General features: G+C 61.6%; 28 protein-coding genes and 1 tRNA gene. 15 read left to right on the top strand and 14 right to left on the bottom strand.

Annotation, left to right across the window (positions count from 1 at the left end):
* Positions 1 to 3: 3 nt before the first annotated feature.
* From RIB87_RS05775 to hemC, 8 genes are all read right to left on the bottom strand, one after another.
* A complete protein-coding gene (locus tag RIB87_RS05775; RefSeq protein WP_350144467.1) occupies positions 4 to 360 on the bottom strand; it encodes a VOC family protein in 357 nt (118 codons plus the stop codon).
* Between the two features lie 84 nt (positions 361 to 444).
* Positions 445 to 520, bottom strand: a tRNA-Thr gene (locus RIB87_RS05780).
* Positions 521 to 697: 177 nt separating this feature from the next.
* On the bottom strand, positions 698 to 1,147 hold the full coding sequence (locus RIB87_RS05785) for a GNAT family N-acetyltransferase (protein ID WP_350144469.1): 450 nt from the start codon (positions 1,145 to 1,147) through the stop codon (positions 698 to 700).
* A 98-nt stretch (positions 1,148 to 1,245) separates the two neighbouring features.
* Entirely contained in the window at positions 1,246 to 2,352 is a 1,107-nt protein-coding gene (locus tag RIB87_RS05790) for an alpha/beta fold hydrolase (protein WP_350144471.1), read from the bottom strand.
* Positions 2,353 to 2,398: 46 nt separating this feature from the next.
* Entirely contained in the window at positions 2,399 to 4,108 is a 1,710-nt protein-coding gene (locus RIB87_RS05795) for a heme biosynthesis protein HemY (protein ID WP_350144473.1), read from the bottom strand.
* A complete protein-coding gene (locus tag RIB87_RS05800; RefSeq protein WP_350144475.1) occupies positions 4,105 to 5,571 on the bottom strand; it encodes a COG4223 family protein in 1,467 nt (488 codons plus the stop codon). The genes RIB87_RS05795 and RIB87_RS05800 overlap by 4 nt, the downstream gene beginning before the upstream one ends.
* 59 nt (positions 5,572 to 5,630) lie before the next feature.
* Positions 5,631 to 6,335: a uroporphyrinogen-III synthase gene (locus RIB87_RS05805; protein ID WP_350144477.1), complete on the bottom strand. Its 705-nt coding sequence runs from the start codon at positions 6,333 to 6,335 to the stop codon at positions 5,631 to 5,633.
* Positions 6,335 to 7,282 (bottom strand): hydroxymethylbilane synthase, encoded by a 948-nt coding sequence (gene hemC / locus RIB87_RS05810; RefSeq protein WP_350144480.1) that lies wholly within the window; start codon positions 7,280 to 7,282, stop codon positions 6,335 to 6,337. Before hemC ends, RIB87_RS05805 begins: the two co-directional genes overlap by 1 nt.
* A gap of 85 nt (positions 7,283 to 7,367) precedes the next feature.
* Here hemC and tsaD point away from each other — a divergent pair, with 85 nt between their 5' ends.
* Positions 7,368 to 8,447 (top strand): tRNA (adenosine(37)-N6)-threonylcarbamoyltransferase complex transferase subunit TsaD, encoded by a 1,080-nt coding sequence (tsaD, locus tag RIB87_RS05815; RefSeq protein WP_350144482.1) that lies wholly within the window; start codon positions 7,368 to 7,370, stop codon positions 8,445 to 8,447.
* Positions 8,448 to 8,726: 279 nt separating this feature from the next.
* On the opposite strand, the gene RIB87_RS05820 is transcribed toward tsaD, so the two are convergent.
* On the bottom strand, positions 8,727 to 8,867 hold the full coding sequence (locus tag RIB87_RS05820; protein WP_350144484.1) for a hypothetical protein: 141 nt from the start codon (positions 8,865 to 8,867) through the stop codon (positions 8,727 to 8,729).
* Between the two features lie 522 nt (positions 8,868 to 9,389).
* Complete coding sequence (locus RIB87_RS05825) at positions 9,390 to 10,034, bottom strand: TetR/AcrR family transcriptional regulator (RefSeq protein WP_350144486.1); 645 nt, start codon at positions 10,032 to 10,034, stop codon at positions 9,390 to 9,392.
* A 65-nt stretch (positions 10,035 to 10,099) separates the two neighbouring features.
* Here RIB87_RS05825 and RIB87_RS05830 point away from each other — a divergent pair, with 65 nt between their 5' ends.
* Entirely contained in the window at positions 10,100 to 11,116 is a 1,017-nt protein-coding gene (locus RIB87_RS05830; protein ID WP_350144488.1) for an NAD(P)H-dependent glycerol-3-phosphate dehydrogenase, read from the top strand.
* Here RIB87_RS05830 and RIB87_RS05835 read toward each other — a convergent pair.
* Positions 11,113 to 11,532 (bottom strand): hypothetical protein, encoded by a 420-nt coding sequence (locus RIB87_RS05835; RefSeq protein ID WP_350144490.1) that lies wholly within the window; start codon positions 11,530 to 11,532, stop codon positions 11,113 to 11,115. The two genes, RIB87_RS05830 and RIB87_RS05835, sit on opposite strands and share 4 nt — an antisense overlap.
* 180 nt (positions 11,533 to 11,712) lie before the next feature.
* On the opposite strand from RIB87_RS05835, the gene RIB87_RS05840 reads away from it, so the two are divergent.
* From RIB87_RS05840 to RIB87_RS05865, 6 genes are read left to right on the top strand one after another with little or no spacing between them, the layout of a single operon-like run.
* The gene (locus RIB87_RS05840) at positions 11,713 to 11,991 is read left to right on the top strand and encodes a YciI family protein (protein ID WP_350144492.1); all 279 of its coding nucleotides are present in this window, start codon (positions 11,713 to 11,715) and stop codon (positions 11,989 to 11,991) included.
* A gap of 2 nt (positions 11,992 to 11,993) precedes the next feature.
* Entirely contained in the window at positions 11,994 to 12,326 is a 333-nt protein-coding gene (locus RIB87_RS05845; RefSeq protein WP_350144494.1) for a YciI family protein, read from the top strand.
* The gene (locus tag RIB87_RS05850; protein ID WP_350144496.1) at positions 12,326 to 12,751 is read left to right on the top strand and encodes an EVE domain-containing protein; all 426 of its coding nucleotides are present in this window, start codon (positions 12,326 to 12,328) and stop codon (positions 12,749 to 12,751) included. The genes RIB87_RS05845 and RIB87_RS05850 overlap by 1 nt, the downstream gene beginning before the upstream one ends.
* An 8-nt stretch (positions 12,752 to 12,759) precedes the next feature.
* Entirely contained in the window at positions 12,760 to 13,266 is a 507-nt protein-coding gene (locus RIB87_RS05855) for a GFA family protein (RefSeq protein ID WP_350144498.1), read from the top strand.
* Complete coding sequence (locus tag RIB87_RS05860; RefSeq protein WP_350144500.1) at positions 13,263 to 13,637, top strand: Rieske (2Fe-2S) protein; 375 nt, start codon at positions 13,263 to 13,265, stop codon at positions 13,635 to 13,637. The genes RIB87_RS05855 and RIB87_RS05860 overlap by 4 nt, the downstream gene beginning before the upstream one ends.
* Before the next feature lie 30 nt (positions 13,638 to 13,667).
* Positions 13,668 to 14,069 (top strand): DUF1761 domain-containing protein, encoded by a 402-nt coding sequence (locus RIB87_RS05865; RefSeq protein ID WP_350144502.1) that lies wholly within the window; start codon positions 13,668 to 13,670, stop codon positions 14,067 to 14,069.
* Between the two features lie 128 nt (positions 14,070 to 14,197).
* Here RIB87_RS05865 and RIB87_RS05870 read toward each other — a convergent pair whose 3' ends face one another.
* A complete protein-coding gene (locus RIB87_RS05870; RefSeq protein WP_350144504.1) occupies positions 14,198 to 14,944 on the bottom strand; it encodes a creatininase family protein in 747 nt (248 codons plus the stop codon).
* A gap of 5 nt (positions 14,945 to 14,949) precedes the next feature.
* Positions 14,950 to 15,444, bottom strand: coding sequence for a GNAT family N-acetyltransferase (locus RIB87_RS05875; RefSeq protein WP_350144506.1), 495 nt, complete (start codon positions 15,442 to 15,444; stop codon positions 14,950 to 14,952).
* Between the two features lie 45 nt (positions 15,445 to 15,489).
* On the opposite strand from RIB87_RS05875, the gene RIB87_RS05880 reads away from it, so the two are divergent.
* The 4 genes from RIB87_RS05880 to RIB87_RS05895 all read left to right on the top strand — a co-directional run bounded on the left by RIB87_RS05880 (position 15,490) and on the right by RIB87_RS05895 (position 20,379).
* Positions 15,490 to 15,942 (top strand): GNAT family N-acetyltransferase, encoded by a 453-nt coding sequence (locus tag RIB87_RS05880; protein WP_350144508.1) that lies wholly within the window; start codon positions 15,490 to 15,492, stop codon positions 15,940 to 15,942.
* Positions 15,943 to 15,969: 27 nt separating this feature from the next.
* Positions 15,970 to 17,214 (top strand): CaiB/BaiF CoA transferase family protein, encoded by a 1,245-nt coding sequence (locus RIB87_RS05885; RefSeq protein ID WP_350144510.1) that lies wholly within the window; start codon positions 15,970 to 15,972, stop codon positions 17,212 to 17,214.
* Positions 17,215 to 17,469: 255 nt separating this feature from the next.
* A complete protein-coding gene (gene acs, locus RIB87_RS05890; RefSeq protein ID WP_350144512.1) occupies positions 17,470 to 19,422 on the top strand; it encodes an acetate--CoA ligase in 1,953 nt (650 codons plus the stop codon).
* Between the two features lie 162 nt (positions 19,423 to 19,584).
* Positions 19,585 to 20,379 carry an SDR family NAD(P)-dependent oxidoreductase gene (locus RIB87_RS05895; protein ID WP_350144514.1) on the top strand — a complete coding sequence of 265 codons (795 nt, stop codon included), beginning with the start codon at positions 19,585 to 19,587 and terminating at the stop codon, positions 20,377 to 20,379.
* Here RIB87_RS05895 and RIB87_RS05900 read toward each other — a convergent pair.
* Complete coding sequence (locus RIB87_RS05900; protein ID WP_350144516.1) at positions 20,376 to 20,600, bottom strand: DUF1674 domain-containing protein; 225 nt, start codon at positions 20,598 to 20,600, stop codon at positions 20,376 to 20,378. The two genes, RIB87_RS05895 and RIB87_RS05900, sit on opposite strands and share 4 nt — an antisense overlap.
* A 98-nt stretch (positions 20,601 to 20,698) precedes the next feature.
* Here RIB87_RS05900 and htpX point away from each other — a divergent pair, with 98 nt between their 5' ends.
* Genes htpX through rpe form a run of 3 tightly spaced genes read left to right on the top strand, consistent with a single transcriptional unit; the run spans position 20,699 to position 23,718 of the window.
* On the top strand, positions 20,699 to 21,571 hold the full coding sequence (gene htpX, locus RIB87_RS05905) for a zinc metalloprotease HtpX (protein ID WP_350144518.1): 873 nt from the start codon (positions 20,699 to 20,701) through the stop codon (positions 21,569 to 21,571).
* A 47-nt stretch (positions 21,572 to 21,618) separates the two neighbouring features.
* Positions 21,619 to 23,013, top strand: a complete 1,395-nt coding sequence (locus tag RIB87_RS05910) for an RsmB/NOP family class I SAM-dependent RNA methyltransferase (RefSeq protein WP_350144520.1) — start codon at positions 21,619 to 21,621, stop codon at positions 23,011 to 23,013.
* A gap of 48 nt (positions 23,014 to 23,061) precedes the next feature.
* A complete protein-coding gene (rpe, locus tag RIB87_RS05915; RefSeq protein ID WP_350144522.1) occupies positions 23,062 to 23,718 on the top strand; it encodes a ribulose-phosphate 3-epimerase in 657 nt (218 codons plus the stop codon).
* Positions 23,719 to 23,724: the final 6 nt, after the last annotated feature.

The following is a 23,724-nucleotide window of genomic DNA, read 5'->3' on the forward strand; positions in this document are numbered from 1 at the left end:
ACCTTAGCCACCTTCCATGATGCGAAGGCCGTTGCCGTCAGGGTCTGTCACATCAAGGCTGCGCGACCCATCATCATTGGTTGCTATCATGGCATCTGGCGCGTGGGGCAGCACCTGCGCCAGCAAAGCGTCAAGGTCCAGTGCAACAAGATGAAAATCCCGGTCCTGCCCCGGCACCCCGTCACCGCCCCCCTTGCCGGGCACATAGAGTGCCAGGCCGATATCCGCACCACCAAGCTGCGCCCAGCCATACTCGTCGGACACAAAGTCAGCGGTGAGCCCAAAGCCCTGACAGTAGAAGTCCACTGCCCGCGCTAGGTTGGTCACGGGGATCTTGAGAAACGCCAATCCAAGGGTCATGTGCCTGCCTGTGCCTTCCAGACGAAAAAGCGTCCGGGGAAGCTACTTGCGCAACGCAGCAGGCTGCAAACATAAATCAGAGAATGGTGCCGCTTAGGTGACTTGAACACCTGACCCCGTCATTACGAATGACGTGCTCTACCAGCTGAGCTAAAGCGGCTTAACCATTGTGAGGCAGGCCCCTTGAAAAACGGGGTTACCTCACCGGCGGGCGCGGAAGATAGGGGGAATATATCGCCGCCGCAAGTCATGAAGCAGAGCAATCAAACGCACCCCCAGCGCATGCAGAGCCTAACCTTTGATGGTTAAGAGAACCTTGGCATCAAAACTCAGGCCCTCAACTGGCTGGATAGCGAAGCCGCAGCATCATGTGGCCTGACGCCTCGTGGAACCGCTCTGACATCGGAACAAAGCCATAGGCCGCGTAAAAGCGGCGCCCCACTTTGTTCTCCTTGAAAACCTCAAGTTCGAGCGTTCCATACAGCGCGCGCGCCTTGTCCATCAGCATGCGACCTGCACCTGTCCCGTGGGATTGGGAGTGGACAAAGATTGCTCCGACCTCCGTAGTATCCTCACCCACCATCATGGCAATAAATCCAACAACCTTCCCATCCTGCTCACACACCCAGGTTTCGGTGTTCGGAAGATAGACGTTGGGAATGTTGTAGCGTTCGGAGCCCTTGAACGCTTCGGACAGGAATGGGTGTCCGACCAAAACAGCGCTTTCCCAGGCGGCCATCACCGCATCAAGGTCCGCATCTACATACGCCCGGATGGTATTCGTCATTGATCTGACCATTCAGCAAGCGGCTCTACAAAGCAAAAGGGGAAGACACGTCAGCCGCATCTCCCCCAACCTGAGTTCGTTAACGGCCAACGCCTGCCTTATTCGGCGACGTCCTCGGCCATTTCCTCGATGAGACCTTCAGCCGCACCATCTTCTGTAGCTTCCACCGTCAGCGACCCGTCATCCTCCAACGTCACGGTTGCCTCGTAGGCAGGCATGACCGGTGCTGCAGGAGCCGACGCCACCTTGGTGGCTTCCATAAACGCGCGAACATCACTGGCGCTGACCTCGGCCACTTCCTCCATCGGAATGTGGCCGACATTTTCGTAGATCACCAAAGTGGAGTTGGGCAGCAACGCATCAAACCGCCTGCCGACGGACACCGGAATGAGCGGGTCTTTGTCGCCCCACATGACGAGCGTCGGCACCTCAAGCGCGCGTACCACATCGTCAGGCACCGGCGTGCGCTGTATGCCGAAGCGGATGCGGGTGGCGTCGCGGGTGCCTTCCATCACGTTGAGCTCGATGTAGCGGTCCACCATGGCGTCCGTCACAATCGACTGGTCAACGAACACGCCGCGCAGGCCGTCTTCAAAAATGAACCGCGGCGTCAGCCACCGCAGCGCCTGACTGACCACCGGCATATTCACCAGCGAGAATGATCGCGCTGCGTCGCCTTCAGAGGCCTCTGTTTCCTCGCGCGCAATGCCGCTGGAGCACACCAGAATGAGACCCTCGAGATCATCCGGGTAGGCCACCGCGTAGTTGAGCGCAACCGAGCCGCCCATGGAGTTGCCGCCAAGCGTGAACTTTTCAATCCCCAGCTTGCGCACAACTTCATGAGTGAATGCCGCCATGCCCGCAGGCGAATAATCCGCCTCCGGCGTGGCACCGGTCAGGCCGTGGGCGGGCATGTCGAGCGTGACCACCCGATAGGTATCACCAAGGGCCGCAACCCATGGCTCCCAGGTGTGCAGCGAGGCATTGGAGCCGTGGACCAGCACCAACACGTCACCGTCTCGGTTGCCTTCATCGCGCACATGGGCGACCGCACCGGAGCGCAACTCGATGAACTGCGAGGCGTCGTTGCCATATTTCGCAACCAGCTCTTCACGCGGAATATCAAATCGCAGAAAGGCTGCAATAATAACAATTACGGCAATGGCAATGAGTGCCAGAACGCCCAGAAAAATCCGCTTGATCATGGTGTACCCCCAAGTGTCCGCCGGGATTTTCCTCTGGCGGAGCGCGCTACCAGGACGCGCGCCTGTCCTCGTCGTCGTCAAATGCATCCGGACCCGGATCATCCGGGCGCGGCGGCATGAAATCAATCTCGTCGTGAATGTCGTCCAGCGCCGGCGCTGGTGCCGGAGCCCTGGTGGCCCTGGCAACATCCGGCATGACCGGCGCCGCCATGACCGGCGTCACCGGCGTTGCCAGATCAACCTGCGCAGGCGCCGCAGGCGTGGTTTTTGCCTGCGGGGTGACCGGCGTGACATCACGCGGCCCACCGGATGAAGGCGCTGTGGACGGGGAAACCGGCACCGGCAGCACAACAGCCTGCGCAGCGTGTGCCATGGCTTCTTCTGTTGAGGAACTGCGTGACGCCACCATGGCATCCGTTGGGGCGCGCCACTCAAGCGCATCAAACGCACCCGTCACCGGCACCACCGGCTGCCAGGTTGCCGTGCGGTAGCCATCCGCCACCCATTGGGCGTCAGCGGGCGCGCGCACCGAGCGCGACAACCACTCGCGGGTTGCCCCCATATCGCCCATGCCTTCGGCGATCTCTGCCATCAAAAGGCAGATGCGGCGGCTGGGGAAGGGCTCCGCGTAGGCAACAAGCCTTGCCTTCGCGTCATCAAACCGGCGCGCGCCAATGGCTGCACGGGCCACCAGCACATTGCTTTCCACATTGTCAGGGCTGCGCGCTGCCAATGCTTCCGCGCGCTTGAAGCGTTTGTCAGCAGCGTCGGCGGGAAACAGATCGAGAAACACCGTTGCCAGATCCGGGTGCGGCGACCGGCTCCACGCGTCCTCAATAATTTTTTGCGCCCGCCGTGTGCGACCATCCTCATGCACAAGCTGTGCAGCCAGCGCTGCTGCGGGCACCAGATCAGGTGCCAGATCACGCGCTTCAATAGCGTGCCGCAGTGCACCCGCGCGTATCTCCTGCACGCTGGCACCATCGTCCGTACCCAGATCTTCTTCATCACGGGGGCCGGTTGGTTCGGCAATGCGCGCGGCCTCCTGCTGGGCAAGCCCCGTGAGCAACACCGCACGCCGCCGCCGCGCATCCGCGCGTTCAAGCAGGCCCTGACCCAATGCCTTGTCGAGGGTTTCAAGCGCTGCATCAAAAGCACCGGCCCGCGCCTCAATGGCAAACTTCCCCTCAAAGGCCCACGGCGTGGCGGGCGCCACATCAAGCGCACGCGCCGCCTGCACCCGCGCCAACTCATAATCGCCCGACGCCATGGCATGTTCAAACAACCCCTTGAGCGCCAGACCATGCGTCTCCGGCGCAGCCAGCATCGCCTTGAACGCTCGCCCGCTGGCTGCTTCGTCACCTGTCAGCTTGGCCGCCTGCGCCGACAACAACAGCGTCATGGCAGGCTGGTCGAGAAGTTTTTGTGCTTTGTCGGCATAGCGCGTGGCTGTTGCGCCATCGCCCGACGCCACTGCCAACAGCCCGCGCGACAATGCTTCATAGCCACGCACCTCGCGGCGCGACTGCCAGAAGCTGGCCACATTGCCCGGCCCACGCACCAAAAACGTGATGACGCGTTCAGCAAAAATCGCGATGCCGATCAGCAGCGCAATAAGTCCAAATGCGGTCGCCACACTCAACGCAATCTGCGTGTCGCCAATGGTTGCCACAATATCGCCCGGCAACCCGGCAATCGCTGCAGCAAGCGTCGCCAGAACGGCAACAATCAAGAAATACCAAAGCGTGCGGATCATTCAACAGCACTCCCGTTTTCAGGAGTAGCGCCTTCAGGAACAGCATTTTCATCCGCACCCGGAGAATGGGCCTGCGCCAGATCCACCAGCAGCACACGGCGCATGTCGCCTATCAGCGCATCCACGTTGGCGCGCGCACGGGCGTCCGTCAGCCACGGCTGCATGGCTTCTGCAGCCGGACCGCTAAGCCCGTCAACCAGCGACACGGCCTTAGCCACGTCGCCATCACCAAGCGCCACTTCGGCGCGCGCCAGAACGGCTTCTACACTGCCGCCCTCCAGCGCGCCTGTACGCCGAACCGTTATCAGTGACGCAGCATTGCCGGTCAGGCGATCCCAAATGCCCTGTGAGGCCCCCGCAGCGTCCGCCTTGAGCGCGGCCCGCGCAGCAGGCTGGAACCGCCGCAACAAGGTGCTGGCATCAGCAACGCCGCTGTCGGCAACCTCACGCAACGCCTCTACCTGCTCGGCGCCGGGGGCCAGTTGATCCACGGCCTCAAGCTCAAGGGCAAAACTGCCGCCATCGTTGGCAGCGCCGGAAAGACTGGCCAGCGCAATGCCGAGTGCTGCACGTCGCGCCGCCTCCGGCCGATCGACACGGGCCTCGACAACGCCAAGGCGCGTCGCCAGCACATCATCGCGCGCAACCAATGTTGCGAGCCGCTCGTTTTGTGCGGTCACAATGTCCTGCATCGCATCTGCCCGCGCGCCCAACGCCCCAAGCTGTGCCTGGATGGTGCCCAGTTCATTTGCCTGGGTGCCCTGCTGCGCCCCAATCGCGGCGACCCCCGCCTCCATGGCAGCAACACGCCGCTCGGCGGCCTGCGCCTGCTCAGTGGCGTCCTCGGCTGTCGCCAGACGTGTCTCAAGGTCAGCAATTACTGCCTGCAGCGCTTCAATCTGGTCAGGCTGCACGGCGGTTTGCGCCAGCGCTGCGTTTGTTTCCGCATCAACCAGCCGCCCATCAATTTCCGTTATCAACCGCAGCGCCGCATCCAGATCGTCAGACCGCGCCAGACCTTCAGTCAGGCTCTGCGCAGCAATGCCGCCCGCAGCCCCGTCGATACCCTCAAGCTTGGCTTCCAGCTCGGCGCGCGCTGTCTGCGCTGCACTCAGTTCGCCGCCCAGCCGGTCAACATCGCGCAGCAATGCCGCAATGCGGGTATCCGCTGCATCAAGTCGCCCCGACACGTCGCCTGCCGCGACCGGACCAACGCCCGTTGCTACATTGATGAGGCCCGCCTGCCACAATACAGCCGCAAGCAGCGCCGCCCCTACAAAGAACGCCGCAATCGGTGCAGCAAAGGACATGGCTCCGCCCGAAGAAGCAGAGGCCCCGGCTTTGGGCGCGTCGGTTACGTCTTCGGCGGTGCCGTCAATCACGCGCGCCTTGCGTTTTTCATCGGCCGCAACGTCAGCAGTGCTGTCAGGGGACTTATCGTCAGGGGTATCGGTCGGGCTCATGGGGCGCAAACGCACTTCTGGTTGGGGGTGATACGTCAGGCACGCAGACTAGAAGGGTCTTAGGCTGACAACAAGGCAAGCAGATGACCAATATCGGGCTTTGCCGCCACTTTCACCCGCGCCCCAAACCCGACAAATGCGGCGGTGGCGACCGCATCTGACAGACAAAAAGCCACGAGGCGCGACGCCTGCGTTCGCAAACCCGCTTCTGTGACCAGAGTTCCAAACAGCTTGGCTGTGCGTGGCGACAGCAGCAAAACGCCATCCAAACTGCCCCCCGCCAGCGCGAGCCGCGCATTGTCCGGCAGTTCACGGGCGGCACAGGCCACATACATCACCCGCCGCTCAACGCGATATCCCTCAGCCGCAAGCGCGCCCGACAGGTCTCCCACGGCCTGTTCACCGCACACATGCACAACACGCCCCTCACCACGTTTCAGTGTCTCGGTGGCAAGCATCGCGAGTGATGTCACATCGCCATGAGCAGTCCTGACATCCTGCCACCCATGGTCGCGGGCAGTCCGCGCCGTTGCATCACCAACCGCCAGCGCAATGACGCCGGGCGGCGGCTCATGCTGGTGCGCAAAGGCCCGCACACCATTGGCACTTGTAAAAAGCACGGCTGTCAGGCCACCAAGATCAAGCAGCGTGTCGTGGAACCGAACCTGCATCAGCGGGGCAATAACCGGCTCATGGCCAAGCGCTACAAGCTGCTCTGCAAGTGCCGAGGCGTCAGGCTCAGGTCGGGTGACAAGCAGCCGCATCACGCCATGTTAGCGACAAAATCCGCGCCCGCATCCTGTTTGATCCTGCGCCCCGCCTCAGTGCCCATCGCCAGCGCGTCCGCCGCTGGGGCCGTGCCTGCAAACCTGAACGCCTGCGACCCGTCTTCCGCCAGCAACACCGCCGTGAGTGTCACCTGCCCGTCTGCACCCAGCACGGCATGGCCACCAATGGGGGTGCGGCACGTGCCATCAAGTTCCGCCAGCATTGCCCGCTCACACGAAACGCAAAGGGCTGTGGTGGCATCGTCAAGTGCTGCAACAGCAGCCAGCACATCAGTGGCGTCACGCCTGACTTCAATGCCGATGGCCCCCTGACCAACGGCGGAAATCATCTCCGGCGCATCCAGCAGACACGTCACCTGATCCGCCATGCCCAGCCGGTTAAGCCCCGCCAGCGCCAGCATGGTGCCGTGCACCTCGCCGCGTGCCAGCTTGGCCAGCCGGGTCTGCACATTGCCGCGAAAGTTGATGATGCTGACATCAGGCCGCATCGCCTTTATTTGTGCGCCACGCCGCAACGATGCGGTGCCCACCACCGCGCCCTGCGGCAATTCACGCGGATGCGCCGCCACCGGGCTTATCCATGCATCGCGCGTGTCTTCGCGCGGCAATATGGCGGCAATCTCGAACATGTCCGCGATGACCGTCTCAACATCCTTCATGGAGTGAACGGCCATATCAATGTCTCCGGCGTTGAGTGCCGTTTCCAGTTCAACGGCAAACAACCCCTTGCCGCCAATCTCTGCAAGCGGGCGCGACTGTTCCTTGTCGCCGGTCGTCACAATCGGCACGATTTCAACCGCTGTTTGCGCCAGCCCGTGCGCGGCGCGCAGAAGGTCTGCCACCTCATTGGCCTGCACCAGCGCCAGCGGACTGCCGCGGGTGCCTATGCGCAGGGGGGTGTCGGGAGAAAATACAGCAGCCATGACGCCTCGATACCGGCCCGGCCTAACCGCACGGACCTCAAAAAAATTGCTTTATGCAGCGCGCATGGATAGCACATCAAACCCTATGGCCAATGCACACCCAGCGCCGCGCGACTTTACCGTTTTAGGCATTGAAACAAGCTGCGACGAAACCGCCGTATCCGTTGTGCGCGGACGCCCCGGTGTGCCCGGCGACATTCGCTCAAATCTTGTCCTGTCACAGTTTGACGACCACGCCCCCTATGGCGGCGTCGTGCCGGAAATAGCCGCCCGCGCCCATATCGATCATCTGGATTCGCTGGTCGCCGCCGCCCTGCGCGAAGCAGACATGCCCCTTGGCGACGTGGATGCGGTTGCCGCCACCGCGGGCCCCGGCCTTGTCGGCGGGCTGATGGTGGGGCTCGTCACCGGCAAGGCACTGGCCTTTGCGGCAAAAAAGCCGTTTGTGGCGGTCAATCATCTTGAAGCCCATGCGCTGACGGCGCGGCTGGTGGCAGCAACGCCGTTTCCCTATCTGGTGTTGCTGGTGTCGGGCGGACACTCACAGCTTCTGGAAGCTCGCGGCGTCGGCGAATATCGCCTGCTGGGCACCACCCTGGACGATGCTGTGGGCGAAGCCTTCGACAAGACGGCAAAGCTCATGGGGCTTGGCTACCCCGGCGGGCCGCACGTGGAAAAATGGGCTTTGAAGGGCAACGCAACGCGCTTTGACCTGCCGCGCCCGATGAAAGGTCGTGCGGGTGCGGACTTTTCATTTGCCGGCCTCAAAACCGCCCTGCGCCAGACCGTCACCAAACTGGTGCCGCTCACCCGGACAGACCTGGCAGACGCCGCCGCTTCGTTTCAGATGGCCGTCGCAGACACCATCGAAGACCGCACCCGCAACGCCATGCAGATGATGCGCGATGCCAACGGTCTGTCAGATATACTACCTATTGTGGTGGCGGGCGGCGTTGCGTCCAACAAGGCGCTTAGAGCGCGGCTTGAAACGCTGGCGCTGGCGGAAGGCTTTACCCTTATCGCGCCGCCCTTGCCCCTGTGCACCGACAACGCCGCCATGATTGCCTGGGCCGGCATCGAACGCCTCGCCCTTGGCCACACCGACAGCCTCGCAACAGGCCCCCGCGCCCGCTGGCCCCTCGCTGATCTCGACATGCACCCCTAACTCCCGTTGTGCTGAAAAGGACTGACCGGCGAGCGGATCCCGGATCAAGTCCGGGATGAAGGGTGTTTGAGATAAAAAATGGGACCGCACTTTCATGCGGCCCCAGTTGGAAACCCTGCACTTTGGGTCCGGGGATGAGGACCGGGTGCGGGGAGGAAGGTCTTGCGACCGCCGACCACTGTCGGCGCTCGCCTGCGAAAACATGCCGCCGACCACTGTCGGCGCAACAGCAAACATGCGCAGCGCCCGGAGAGGAGGAACGGGCACCGCACAGTTTCGCTAGATAATGTTTGCCGCCTGCGCCACAAGCGCCACCACGTAGCCTGCAAGCACGAGCGAGCCGACGAACAGGCTTGCCTTGACACTCAGCGGCGTGGGGAGGAGTTCGGGGAGGTGGGTCTGTTGAGATGCGTTGGTCATATCAAAATCTCCGGTTTGTATCGTGAGGTATCTCGCAGGGACACAGTTGTTGGCGTGCCTAAACAAGCACGCCGCGGGTCATCACCTCTGCGATCAGGGCGATGGCATAAACCGCGACGGCAACCACAGGGAGGTGGCGGCTGATCGGGCTTGAAAGTCTGAGTGCGGCGTAAGTCATGGGATGCCCTCCGGATGGTCCTTCGTACTCATGTCCGCGCCCCTGAAATGTCTGTCAGGGCCTGAGGCGAACACCACCGGACAACACCGCCCGGCACAATCGATATAGGAGCACTCTAAATAGAAAACAATGAACGTTTTGCAAAATGTTCATTTTTAGAGACAATCGGAAAAAGACCGTAAGGCATTGATATGTATCACATAATGGAAAAAGCATCGCGGCGCTGAAAATGGACCACGGTGGTCCGCACAGCTTTTTTCGGGGGAATGCCGGTTTTTTGCCCCAACCCGCACCCTGCCGTCGCCATAGGCAGATGGCCGCAAAATCACCGCCAGGCGGACGGGTTAAACTGACTGGCGGGCCGGATCCGCGCCGCCGCTCTTGCCACCGACAAACAGCGTACGGTCGGGGCACAGGCCACCCAGCACCAGGTCAAACACCCCGGCAAGTTCGCGTTCCAGATTATCCAGGGTCAGCCGCGACCAAAGCTGCGGATAGCTGAACTTCATGGTCGCCGATTGAATCATCTCGGCGGTGAACTGCACATCGTTGGTGGCAAACTCGCCCAGCTCGCGGCCATTGGCGATGATTTCCATCATGATCTGGCGCTCGCGCTCGAGCATATCGTTGGAAAACTGCGGCCGCTCCGCAGACACTGTCTGCGCCAGCTCGATGATCTTCGGGTCTTTTTCAAGATTGGTGTAGGTCATCCGCAGCTTGCCGAACAAATAGTCCCGCATCGCCTGGGTGGCGGTCTTGCCCGGCGAGCGAATGGCACGGGCCAGTTCGTTCATGGTTTCAAGCGACGCCTTGCGGGCAATCTCCTCAGCCAGATCGAGCTTGCCTTCAAAAAACCGGTACAGATTGCCCGGAGACATATCGCAGTCGCGGGCAATCTCGGCCATTGTGGTTTTGCCATAGCCATAGTGGAGAAACCGCTCACGCGCTGCCTCCAGTATGGCGTCCCTGATGTCGTCTTTTTCTTTCATGTGTCTGAGTGTAGAGAGCGCGGGTGAATAATCAACGAACCATTCAATCGGAACAAACCCGATCCGTGCAAAAAGTTTCCGTAATCGGCGCAGGCGCATGGGGCACAGCACTGGCCAGCGTGGCAGCCCGCGCCGGACGCGACGTAACGCTATGGGCCTATGAACCGGACGTGGCCGCAAGCATCACCAGCGCCCACGAGAACAAAATGTACCTGAGCGGTGTCCCGCTGGACCCGACGATCAAAGCCACCAGCGATCTGGCGCAGGCTGTGTCCGGCTGTGACGCCCTTCTGCTGGTGTGCCCTGCACAGGCGCTGCGTGCCGTGACAACAAACCTCGCTCCGCATCTGCCTGACAACACGCCGGTTGCTGTGTGCGCCAAGGGTATTGAGCAATCCTCCGGCAAGCTGATGACGCAGGTGCTGGATGAAACTTTGCCGCGCGCAATTCCCGCAGTGCTGTCCGGCCCGTCATTTGCCGCTGACGTGGCGCGCGGCCTGCCGACGGCTGTGACACTTGCGTGTGCCGACGAAAAAACCGGCACTGCGCTGATAGACGCCATCGGCATCACAACGTTCAGGCCCTATCTGGCGGATGATCTGCTGGGCGCGGAACTTGGCGGCTCGGTCAAAAACGTGCTCGCCATCGCCTGCGGCATTGTGGAAGGCAAACAACTTGGCGCGTCTGCGGCAGCCGCCTTAACTGCCCGCGGCTTCGCCGAACTCACCCGCCTTGGCGTTGCCCTTGGCGCACGGCCTGAAACACTGGCGGGTCTGTCGGGCCTTGGCGACCTCATTCTCACCTGCGGTTCACGTCAAAGCCGCAACATGTCTCTGGGTGCAGCACTGGGCGAAGGGCGCACGCTGTCAGACGTGCTGGGCGAGCGGGTGTCCGTTGCCGAAGGCGTGGCGACAGCCCCCGCCGTTGTGGCGCTGGCAAAAAGCGTTGGCGTTGAAATGCCCATCTGCGAAGCTGTGGCGTCCGTCGTTGCTGGAGATACCAGCGTTGACGACGCCATCACCGCATTGCTTTCAAGGCCGTTCAAGCGTGAAAGCAGCACCCAGAGCCAAACCAGCAACTAGTCTTTGGCCGGTCGCCACATCGGCCCGACGATCAGCAGCAACACCAGCACGTTCCACAGAACGTTCGGCCACGCGCCTGACGCATATGAGCCTGCGCTGTCGAGAACAAACCAGGCAAGCGCGCCCGTGAGCACAGACTTGCGAACGCCTTCGGGGGCCAGATCATAGACCCACACCGACAGGCACCAGATCATGACACCCCAGCCGAGCAGAAACCCGCCCAGCAAGGCCGACATGAAGTGCATGGTCGGCCCCTCATAGGCCTGCGCGCCATCCACCGGCCAGTCCAGCACATCAAGCGCCAAACGGGCGGGCTCTGAGTACTCCGGCATGGTTGCCAGAAAAGCGATCGGGCCGAAGGACGCGATTACGAAGGCTGAAATCTTCAGCCAGAACTTGTGTGTTGCATGTGACATGGTTTCTCCTGTGTCTTGCCGCCCAAGCCTACTTCCTGCGTGGCACTTGAGCGCGCCTGCACATTCGCAATGTTTAGACCCATTTATGCACCGACCAACGCAAATCTGCGCTTCCTTGCGCCTGCGCCACTCCTCGCGCATCTTGCAGCGCACGCCCACTTACATCACAGGACAGTCTTCATGCTTTTTGCGCTTACCTGCATCGACAAACCCGACAGCGAACCCCTGCGCCTCGCCAACCGGGACGCTCACCTTGCCTATTGGGGCGAGACCGGCGTTGTGAAACTCGGCGGCCCGTTCACGAGCGATGACGGCGCGCACATGGAAGGCTCGTTTCTGGTGATTGACGTTGAGAGCCGCACCGAGGCCGAACGCCTGCAGGCCGCCGACCCCTACCAGACCGCCGGCCTGTTTGCCCGCACCGACATTCGTGGCTGGAAATGGCTGTTGGGAAACTAGCCATGGCATCGACCGACCGGCTATGGATCGTGCTGGGCACTGACTATCCGGACAACACCACAAAGCGCATGGCCGCCCGGCCGCATCATCTGGCTTACTGGCAAGACATGCACGATACCAATGGCCGCGCCGTGTTGCAGATGGGCGGACCGGTAACGGATGACGCAGGTGACACCATGATCGGGTCTATGTTCGTAATACGCGCACCAGACATCGCCACAGCACGCGCTCTGTTAACCGACGACCCCTACGTGACACACGGCGTATTCGAAACATATGAAATCAGGCCATGGAAATGGCTGGTTGGAACACCTGACAGCGGAGTGACCCCGTAATGGCCTATTGGCTCTTTAAGTCCGAACCCGGAACATGGTCGTGGGACAATCAGGTGAAATGCGGCGACAAAGGCACCGAATGGGACGGTGTGCGCAACTACATGGCCAACAACTTCATGAAGGACATGAAGATTGGCGACAAAGGTTTTTTCTATCACTCGGTGAATGAAAAGCAGATCGTTGGCATTGTAGAAGTCATCGGCGAGCATGTGATGGACCCCACCGATGCCAAGGGCAAATTCGGCATGGTGCAGCTCAAGGCGGTGTGCCCGATGCCTACCTTCGTGACCCTGGCCGACATCAAGAGCGAGCCCGCTCTCGAAGACATGGTGCTGGTCAAGAACTCCCGCCTGTCCGTGCAGCCGGTAACGCCTACCGAGTGGAAAAAAGTCTGCGCCATGGGCGGACTGAAGAAAACGCCGTAGGCACGGCAATGCCTCACCAACACGCCCATTTCAAAATCAACACACCCGAGATACCGCTGAAAGGTGGCTGCCAGTGCGGCGCGGTGCGCTACACGATTTCCGGCCCGCCGGTAGTGTTCTATCTGTGCCACTGCACAGAATGCCAGAAGCAAACTTCAAGCGCCTTTGGCGAAAGCCTGCGGGTGAACCTTGGCGACTTCACCATTGAAGGACCGACAAAAGTCTTCCTGCGCCCAATCTCAAAAGGCGGACACCAGACCTGCACATTCTGCGACGCCTGCGGCACGCGCCTGACCCACCAGCGACCCGGCTATGGCGACAAGCTGAACGTCAAGGCGGGCACACTGGACGACACATCGTGGCTGGTGCCGGCCGGCCATATATGGGTCGCGTCAAAACAGCCGCACATAACAATCCGTGACGACGAGTTGGCCTATGCGCACCAGCCTGAGAGCGATGCCGCACTTGAGGCGAGGTGGCAGGCCATGACACCGATGTGGCACCCCGCATCATGACCGCACTCCCCTGGCACTCCCGCCCCGGCGCACCCGCACCAGGCACCACGCTGTGCGCGCTGTATGAAATCCGCACGCCCGGCGCACGCGGATTCCTGTTTGGCGAAGGCCGCGCGCGGTTTGACATGTTTGTGGTCCGCACCGCCAACGAGGTGGTGGCCTATGTCAATGAATGCCCGCACGCATTTACGCCGCTGGAAACCTGGGCCGACAAGTTTCTGACACTGGCGGAGGATGAAATCATCTGCTCCACCCATGGCGCGCTGTTTCGCATAAACGATGGGCTGTGCACGTCAGGCCCCTGCACCGGCAAAGCCCTTGTGCCCATCCCCGTCACCGTTCACGCTGGCATGATACGCATCAGCCCCTAAGGCTGGGCAACATGCCGGGGAGACAGACCAATGGACGTTCTCACCAACCTCAACTGGCTGGCGGTGCTCGCCGCCTCCATCGCGGGCTTTGCCACCGGCGCTGTATGGTACGGCGTGTTTGCCAAGCCCTGGATGGCCGCCGCGGGCCTCACCGACGACGACATTCAGCAGGAACCAACAACCTATGTGTTCGCGGGCGTGCTGCAGGTGGTCATGGCCATCACCCTTGCCGTGGTGATTGCCCTCACCGGCATCACCGGGTGGCTGTCAGGCGCCATTCTGGGGTTTGTCATCGGCATCGGTCTTGTCACGGCAAACAAGGCGCTCAACGCAGCCTTTCAAGGCACCAGCCGCAACCTCGTCATCATCGACGGCCTGCACGCCGCCACAGCCTTCGCCTTCATGGGCGCGATACTGGGAGGCTGGCAGTAGTAGCGCGACACGTCACTCCCGACCTGATCCGGGGCCTACTCGCCAACAATCAACTGTACAGCATCCGCGAGTGGACCCCGGATCAAGTCCGGGGTGACGAAGTAAGGTCGTGCCCTTGAGGCCTTCCCTCAGCTCCCCGCAAACGCCTCAAAACTGCTCTTGAGCCCGGCCACAGACAACGCCACAAGCTTGCCGCCGTCTTCCGGAGTAGCCAGCGTCGGGTCCGAGCCCATGCGGCCATCTGGAAACTTGGTGCGGTAGTCTTCGGCATCCGTAAACCGGCCATTGGGCGCGATCGTGGGCGACACATCTGCGGTCTTGATCGAGTCCGGATACGCCCATTGCGTCACCGCCACTTCTGATGGCGTGGCGTGGCTGCCGTGGCTCTTGCCGTAGGTGCTCATGCACATGTCCATGACGGGTTTGTAGTCCCACCAGTTGTCGAGCTTGCATTTGATGGGTCCGCGATTGGATGCCTCCCCGGCAAGCGAGCGGTCCGCATAAATCTCGGAAAACGCCGCATTGATGGTGGCGATGTTGCCGCCGTGCCCGTTGAAAAACAGCACCCGTTCAAACCCGTGCACCGCCAGCGACGACACCCAGTCGTGAATCGCTGCGATCATCGTCGAGGGCCGCAGGGTCATTGACCCGGCGAACCCCAGATGATGCTGCGCGCAGCCCACATTGAACGTCGGCCCCACTAGAATATCTGCGTCTTTCTGCGCCTCATGCGCAATGATTTCAGGACACAGCGCATCCGTGCCGATCAGCCCTGTCGGCCCATGCTGTTCGGTCGAACCAATGGGAATGACAATCGCTTTCGAGCGGGTCAGGTAGTCATCAACTTCCTGCCAGGTGGAGTGGTGCAGCAGCATGGGCGTCAGCCTTCTATGAGATATTCAAATTCAATTTCATCGCGAATGGGAATGCCGTTGTCGCCGGTCAGTGGAATCTCAGGTTTCAGCTTGCGGGCGTGTGCAATGGCGTTGAGTCCCACCCGCGCAATCGTCATGCCGATGACCTGATAAAACCCGATCGCCCGCAGATTGTCGTTGGTCGTCACAAGACGTACACGCCGCACGCCCTCGCGCCGCGCCACCTCAAACATGTCCGTCATCAAGGCGCGCCCCGTTCCACGCGCCGTTCCGGTGGCGGCAAGCGCAACAACTTCAAGCTCACCCTCCGCGATGAGATAGACCACCGCGCCGACAAACGCGCCGTCCGCCACCGCAACCCGCACCGGCAGATCAAACGGATCAACCTCGCGCCCCAGCGATACGACACTGTCGCCCCATTGCGCGCGTATCAGGCTGTGGGCCTGAGCAAGCGTGGTCTCGTCAGGGTCAATAACGTCAATGATGTGCGCAGCGGTCATGACCGCAAGCTTGACCCATCAAACCCCTTCACGGCAAATCTCCCCATGACAACGATCACGGTGAGACCCGCCAAACCTGACGACGCAGCAGCCATTGCCCGCGCGTTCACGCCCGCACGCGCCGCCATGCCAAGCGTGCCGGTCATCCACACGGCGGAGGAAGACCTGTGGTTCATCACCCACAAAATGCTGCCGGAATGCACTGTTGTTGTGGCGGAGGCGGATGGCGTTATCGCCGGTGTTGCCGCCTATACGGACACATGGCTTGAGCAGCTTTATGTGGACCCTTCCCACCACCGCAAGGGCATCGGCATGGCGCTGCTCACCCATGTCATGCGCGACCGGCCCGAGGGCCTCGACCTGTGGGTATTCCAGAGCAACGCCCCTGCCCGCGCCCTGTATGAATCCCAAGGCTTCCGCTGCGTCGAGCTGACGGACGGCCAATCAAATGAAGAAAAATGCCCGGATGCACGCTATAGCTGGCCGGGAAATCTCTAACCTGCTTCTTCCCAACGGACGCTACTCATGACCGAACCAAAGAACACCGGCCCCCTTGCGGGCGTGAAAATCGTCGATTGCACCTCCGTGGTGCTGGGCGCTTACGCCATGCAGATACTCGGCGATCTGGGCGCAGAGGTCATCAAGATTGAAGCACCGACGGCAGAAGGCTCGCCCGGCGGCGACATTCTGCGCTGGGGCGGCAAGTCCCCGGTCGGCCCCGGCATGGGCCCGCTCTTCATGACCTACAACCGCAACAAGCGGTCCGTCGTGCTTGACCTCAAAATGCCCGAAGCCCGCGAAGCCCTGCGCACCCTCATCAAGGACGCCGACGTCTTCGCCTCCAACATCCGCTATGCGGGCATGGAGCGGCTGGGCATCGACTATGAAGGCGTCAAAAAAATCAACCCCGAGATCGTCTATGTGCACGCCGCGGGCTTTGGCAAGGATGGTGCCTATGGCGGTCTGCAGGCCTACGATGATCTCATTCAGGCAGCGTCCGGCGGCACGGACCTTCTGCCGCGCGTCAACAAACGCGCAGGTCTTGAAGGCGAGCAGTTCGAGCGCCCCGCCTATCTGCCAAGCCTCGTCGCCGACAAGACAACCGGCCTGCACATGGTCTATGCGACCCTGGCTGCGCTCTATTACAAGCAGCGTACCGGCGAAGGCCAGTTTGTTGAAGTGCCGATGCTCGAATGTTTTACAAGTTTCACCATGAGCGAGAACCTCTACGGCCATTGCTTCGAGCCACCGGTCGGCGGCTACGGCTATTCCCGCGTGCTGAACCCCAATCGCCGCCCCTTCAAGACCAAAGACGGCTATCTCTCCATTGTTCCGTACTCGGATCGTCAATGGGATGATTTCTTCGAGCTGGGTGGCCGCAAGGGCCTGCTGCAGGAAGATGAACGCTTCAACACCTACCAGAACCGCACCCAGAACGTGCTGGCGCTTTATGGGCTGGTGGAAGAAGTCGCCCAGACCCGCACCAGCGAGGAATGGATTGACCTCCTGAAGCAGAAAAACATCCCCGCCATGCGCGTCAACCGCCTCGACGACGTCACCAGCGACCCGCATTTGCAATCGATCGGCTTCTTCGAACACCACCAGCACCCCACCGAAGGCACATATGTGGCCATGAAGCAGCCCGTGAGTTTTGAGAAAACGCCAGCGACGCACCGGCATCATCCGCCTGCGTTGGGTGTGGACACGGAAGCGGTGCTGCGTGAAGCGGGGCTGAGTGAGGAAGAAATCGCCGCAGTCTCTGCAAGCTAACTCCGGCGCTGACACCCCACCCCGTCGGCTCCGCCGCCGACCCTCCCCATCAAGGGGAGGGTGACTTTGCCTCGACGTGGGCACACACACCTCCCTCCCCCTTGTGGGGAGGGCCGGGGTGGGGGCGAAAAGAAAATGCGCCGTCATTTTTGACTTGCCGCAATGCGCTTACCCTTGCAGCGCACGCGGCCGGGCTTCCATACTGCTGCCAACAAAAACTCAGGCTGAAATGCCCAGGCCGCACAGGGAGCCACCATGTCCGACGAAGTGATCAAAGTCCCCGCCGATTGGGCCAAGTCCGCCTATGTCGACGATGCCAAGTACAAAGAGATGTACGCGCAGTCGATTTCCGACCCCACGGCCTTCTGGGGTGAGCACGGCAAGCGGGTGGACTGGATCAAGCCCTACACCACCGTGAAGGACGTCTCGTACCATGAGCGCGATCTGCACGTTAAGTGGTACGAGGATGGCACGCTTAACGTCTGCTACAACTGCGTTGACCGGCACGTCGCCGACAAGGGCGACCAGGTGGCGATCATCTGGGAAGGTGATGACCCCTCCGTTGACCAGTCCATCACCTACACGCAGCTGCACCACCACGTGCAGCGCTTCGCCAATGTGCTGAAGGACCAGGGCGTCAAGAAAGGCGACCGCGTCACTATCTATATGCCGATGATCCCCGAAGCGGCTTACGCCATGCTGGCCTGCGCGCGCATCGGCGCGGTGCACTCCATCGTCTTTGGCGGCTTTTCGCCGGACGCGCTGGCGGGTCGCATTCTTGATTGCGACAGCAAGTTCGTCATCACGTCTGACGAAGGCGTGCGCGGCGGGCGGCCAATCCCCTTGAAGGAAAACACCGACGACGCGCTGGACCAGTGCCCGGACGTGACAAGCGTCATCGTGGTGGAACACACCGGCGGCGCCGTCACCATGAAGGAAGGCCGCGACGTCTGGTATCACGAGGTGGCAGGCCGCGTGGACCATGAGTGCCCGTGCGAGGAAATGGGCGCGGAAGACCCGCTGTTTATTCTGTACACGTCAGGCTCCACCGGCAAGCCCAAAGGCGTGCTGCATACCACCGGCGGCTACCTCGTCTATGCGTCAATGACCCACCAATATGTGTTCGACTACAAGCCCGGCGACATCTACTGGTGCACGGCGGATGTGGGCTGGGTCACTGGTCACAGTTACATCGTGTACGGACCATTGGCCAATGGCGCCACGACCTTGATGTTTGAAGGCGTGCCGACCTATCCGGACTCGTCGCGCTGCTGGCAGGTCTGCGACAAGCACAACGTCAACATCTTTTACACAGCCCCCACCGCCATCCGCGCCCTGATGCGCGAAGGCGATGAACCGGTCACCAAGACATCCCGCAAAAGCCTGCGTCTGCTCGGCTCCGTGGGCGAACCCATCAACCCGGAAGCGTGGAACTGGTATCACCGTGTGGTCGGCGACAGCCGCTGCCCCATCGTCGATACATGGTGGCAGACAGAAACCGGCGGCATCCTCATTTCGCCCCTGCCCGGCGCAACGGACCTCAAGCCCGGCTCCGCCACCCGGCCCTTCTTTGGCGTAGAGCCGGTGCTGGTGGACAATGACGGCCACCCCTTGAAGGGCGCCGCCTCCGGCAACCTGTGCATCGCAGACTCATGGCCCGGCCAGATGCGCACGGTCTACGGCGATCACAAACGGTTTTTTGAAACCTATTTCAGCCAGTTCAAGGGCAAATACTTTTCCGGTGACGGCTGCAGGCGGGATGAAGACGGCTATTACTGGATCACCGGCCGCGTCGATGACGTGCTCAACGTCTCCGGCCACCGCATGGGCACCGCCGAAGTGGAAAGCGCATTGGTGTCGCACCCCAAGGTCGCTGAAAGCGCTGTGGTCGGTTACCCCCACGACATCAAGGGCCAGGGCATCTACGCCTATGTGACCCTCAATCAGGGCGAGGAACCGTCTGACGAGTTGAAAAAGGAACTCGTGCAGCACGTCCGCAAGGAAATCGGCCCCATCGCCTCACCTGACCTGCTGCAATGGGCCCCCGGCCTGCCCAAAACCCGCTCCGGCAAAATCATGCGCCGCATTTTGCGCAAGATCGCTGAAGATGATTTCTCCAACCTCGGCGACACCTCCACCCTGGCCGACCCCGGCGTGGTGGATGACCTCATCACCAACCGCCAGAACCTTGGTGGCAAAAGCAGCTAGGGCATTTTCTGGCCCTGCACCGATTGTCCGGCCAAACCGGACAATGGCGTTCCAGGGAAAGGTCAAAACATCCCTTTTTCGTCCACCCTCCGGCTTGACCGGAGGGTCTTGCCGCGTGTGCTATGACGCCTTGCATCAACTGCCCCGGAACGCAGCACAGCCATGACAAACCAAACCGCCCTCATCACCGGGGCCTCGGCAGGCATCGGCAAATGCTTCGCGCAGTTTTATGCTGCCAAAGGCTATGACCTGATCCTGACTGCCCGGCGTGCTGACCGGCTGGAGTCGCTCGCCGCCGAGCTTTCCTCCGTACACGGGATAAAATGCACAGTCATTGCCGCAGACCTTGCCGACCCTGCCGCCCCGAACATGATCTGGAACCGCATTACAACAAGCGGCCTCAGGGTGGACGTTCTCATCAACAATGCCGGTTACGGCATGAACGATCATTTTGTGGACTATGACTGGCCCGCCCACCGCGACTTCATTCAGATCATGGTAACTGCGTACGCGCATCTGTGCCGCCTGGTATTGCCGGATATGCTGGCGCGCAAACATGGCCGTATCATCAATGTGGCGTCTGTCGCAGGCCTTGCGCCGGGCACGCTCGGCCACACGCTGTACGGGGCCTCCAAAGCCTTCCTCATAAAAATGTCGGAGAGCCTGTCGCTGGAAACCGCCGGCACCGGCGTCCACGTAACAGCGCTTAATCCCGGCTTCACGCGGTCGGAGTTTCACACCACCGCGGGCGTTCAGCCCACCGTGGACAAGATGCCCAAATGGATGTGGATGACGGCCCCTGACGTGGTGGCGCAAGCCCATGCCGCCAGCGAAAAGGGCTTGGCCCAAATAGTGCCGGGCCGGGTCAACCGCCTGCTGACCGTCATCCTGCGGCTGATACCGCCACAGATGGCCCTCAACATTTCCCGCCGCCGCTCTGCCATGCAGGACGGCTAGAAATCAGAGACAATGCCGTTGCGCTCCCAGTCGCCATAGCGCGTGGGTTCTGCGCCTTTGGGTCCGTTGATCTCGGCAGCAGGCTTGCCTGACGCTGCCTCACCGGCCTCGCGCGCTGCACGACGCTCCTCAGCTTCCGCCAGCGCCCTGCGGGCTGCGGGAGTAAGCTCTTTTTTTGGAGGCTCGTTACGGGGGTCGCCCTGCGTCGTCTTACTGCTCATCAAACTGCCTAAATCTTGAAGCACACGGCCTCAAACGCCATATCATGCTGAGAATATAGGCCCGCATCTCCGCAGGCCAAAACCGGAGACTATCAAACGTGGCAAATGGTTTGCGTACCGGCGTTCTGATCGCCGCAATGACGGCGCTTTTCCTGGGCATCGGCTTTTTGCTGGGCGGCACCACCGGCATGGCCATCGCCTTTGTAGTGGCGCTGGGCATGAACGGATTTGCCTACTGGAACTCCGACAAAATGGTGCTGCGCATGTACGGCGCCAAACAGGTGGACGCGCAATCAGCGCCCGACCTCTACAAGATGGTGCAGCAACTGGCCCAAAACGCCCAAATGCCGATGCCCAAGGTGTATGTCATCGAGAATGACCAGCCCAACGCCTTTGCGACGGGCCGCAACCCTGAAAATGCCGCCGTGGCCGCCACCACCGGCCTGCTGAGCCGCCTTACCCCGCAGGAAGTGGCCGGCGTCATGGCCCACGAGCTGGCCCACGTCAAAAGCCGCGACACACTCACCATGACCATCACCGCAACGCTGGCCGGTGCCATTGCCATGCTCGCCAATTTTGCATTGTTTTTTGGGGGCAACCGAAATGGCGCTGTCGGTCTCATCGGGGCCATTGCCGTCATGCTTCTGGCCCCGCTGGCGGCCAGCCTTGTGCAGATGGCCATCAGCCGCTCGCGCGAATATGAGGCCGACCGCATCGGCGCTGAAATATGCGGGCGGCCTTTGTGGCTGGCCTCAGCCCTTGAAAAAATCGAGGGCTTTGCAAAGCGCATTGATAATGACGTAGCTGAACGCAACCCGGCCTCGGCCTCGCTGTTCATCATCAACCCGCTGCACGCCCATAAGCGTGACGGCATGTTTTCAACCCACCCCAACACCGCCAACCGCATTGCCAAACTGCGGGCGATGGCAGGCGAAACCGGAACCGGCGACGACGCACGCCCCTGGGGCTGACCGCCACACTTTGCCTTACGCACATAAGCTGCGTATAGCTGCGCGCCATGAGCACCCATCGTCCCCCTAAACCCCGCCCCCCCACATCGCGTCCGCCGCGCAAGGCATCACCTGGCGCACGCGCGCCAAAAACACCCGGCATGGGTGCCCGCCGTGCCTCCAGTGCCTTGCTGCACGCGGTCCTGCATGACAACACTTCGCTGGATGACGCCCTGACCGCAGAGCAGGGCATGAACGGCGCACTGTCCCGGCTGGACCCGCGCGACCGTGGCTTTGCCCGCCTGATCGCTGCCACCGCCCTGCGCCGCCACGGCCAGATAACGGATATTCTGGGTGCGTTCCTCGACAAGCCACTGCCGGAAAAGTCAGGGATTGCCGCCGCCATTCTGCACGGTGCACTGGCGGAGCTTCTGTTTCTGGATGTTGCGCCCCACGCCGCTGTGAGCGCCAGCGTGGCGCTGGCAAAAGCCGACAAGAACGCCCGTCATTTTGCCGGCCTCATCAACGCCGTGCTTCGCCGCACAACGCGCGAGGGAACCGCCCTGCGGGACGCACAAGACGCAACCACCCTCAACACACCGGACTGGCTGATGCAAAGCTGGCACGACGCCTATGGCGCTGACGCCGCCGCTGCCATAGCTGCCGCCCACCTGATTGAGGCCCCGCTTGATTTGTCGGTCAGATCAGATGCCGACGGCTGGGCGGAAAAACTGGGCGGCGAGGTTCTGCCCACCCGCTCTGTACGGCTCACAACCGGCGGCCGGGTGGACACACTCGAAGGCTTTGGCGACGGCGAATGGTGGGTGCAGGATGCCGCCGCCGCCCTGCCCGCGCGCCTGTTCGGCGACGTGTCCGGCCAACCCGTGATTGACCTGTGCGCCGCGCCCGGCGGCAAGACCCTGGAATTGGCGGCCGCCGGTGCGCATGTCACCGCTGTGGATCGTTCCGCCCAGCGCCTGGTGCGTGTGACCCATAACCTCAAACGCATGAAACTCAAGGCCGACATCATCACGGCCGATGCCACAACATGGACACCGACAGCGGACGCCACCCCCGCAAAGTTCATTCTGCTGGATGCACCCTGCTCCGCCACCGGCACCATCCGCCGCCACCCGGATATTCCTCATCTCAAGGGCCCCCATGACGTCACCCGCATGGCGCGCCTGCAGCAAGAGCTGCTGGCCAACGCAGCGCGCATCGCCACCAGCGGCACGATTCTGATCTACTGCACCTGTTCGTTGCAGCCCGAAGAAGGCGAACAGCAGGTGGCAGCATTTCTGGCCACCAACCCGGACTTTGCCCGCGTCCCCATAACGCCCAACGAGTTGCCCGGCCTTGAGCAGGCCATCACCCCCGACGGCGACATGCGCACGCTTCCCACATTCTGGGCTGAAAAAGGCGGTATGGACGGCTTTTTTGCCGCCCGGCTAAAACGCAGATAGCCGCGCACTTTCTTGCCGCCGCCCCTTTGCCTCTGATACGTCATAGATATGCAAAAAATCCGAATCGCCCCCTCAATTCTGTCTGCCGACTTTGCCCGTCTGGGCGAGGAAGTGCGTGCCGTGGCCGAGGCCGGGGCGGACTTCATCCATGTGGATGTGATGGACGGTCACTTCGTGCCCAACCTCACCATCGGACCCATGGTGGTAAAGGCCATTCGCGGCTACACCGACAAGGTGTTTGACGTGCATCTGATGATCGCGCCCGTGGACCCGTACATTGAAGAATTCGCGGAAGCGGGCGCGGACATCATCACCGTTCATACTGAGGCAGGTCCGCATGTGCACCGCACGGTGCAACTCATCAGGTCGCTGGGCAAACGCCCCGGTGTGTCGCTCAATCCCGGCACCCCGGCGGATGCCGTTGACATGGTGATCGACGACATTGATCTCATATTGGTGATGAGCGTCAATCCGGGCTTTGGTGGCCAGAGCTTCATTGAAAGCCAGTTGCGCAAGATCGAAGCGCTGCGCAAAAAGATCGACGCGACCGGCCGCGATATTCACCTTGAAGTGGATGGCGGCATTAACGCGCAAACGGCACGCCGCGTGGTGGCCGCCGGGGCAGACGTTCTGGTAGCCGGCAGTGCCACCTTCAGGGGCGGACCGGACAAATACGCAGACAACATCAAGGCACTCAGAGGCTAATGGGGC

This window comes from Pyruvatibacter sp. (assembly GCF_040219635.1).
Taxonomy (GTDB): Bacteria; Pseudomonadota; Alphaproteobacteria; order CGMCC-115125; family CGMCC-115125; genus Pyruvatibacter.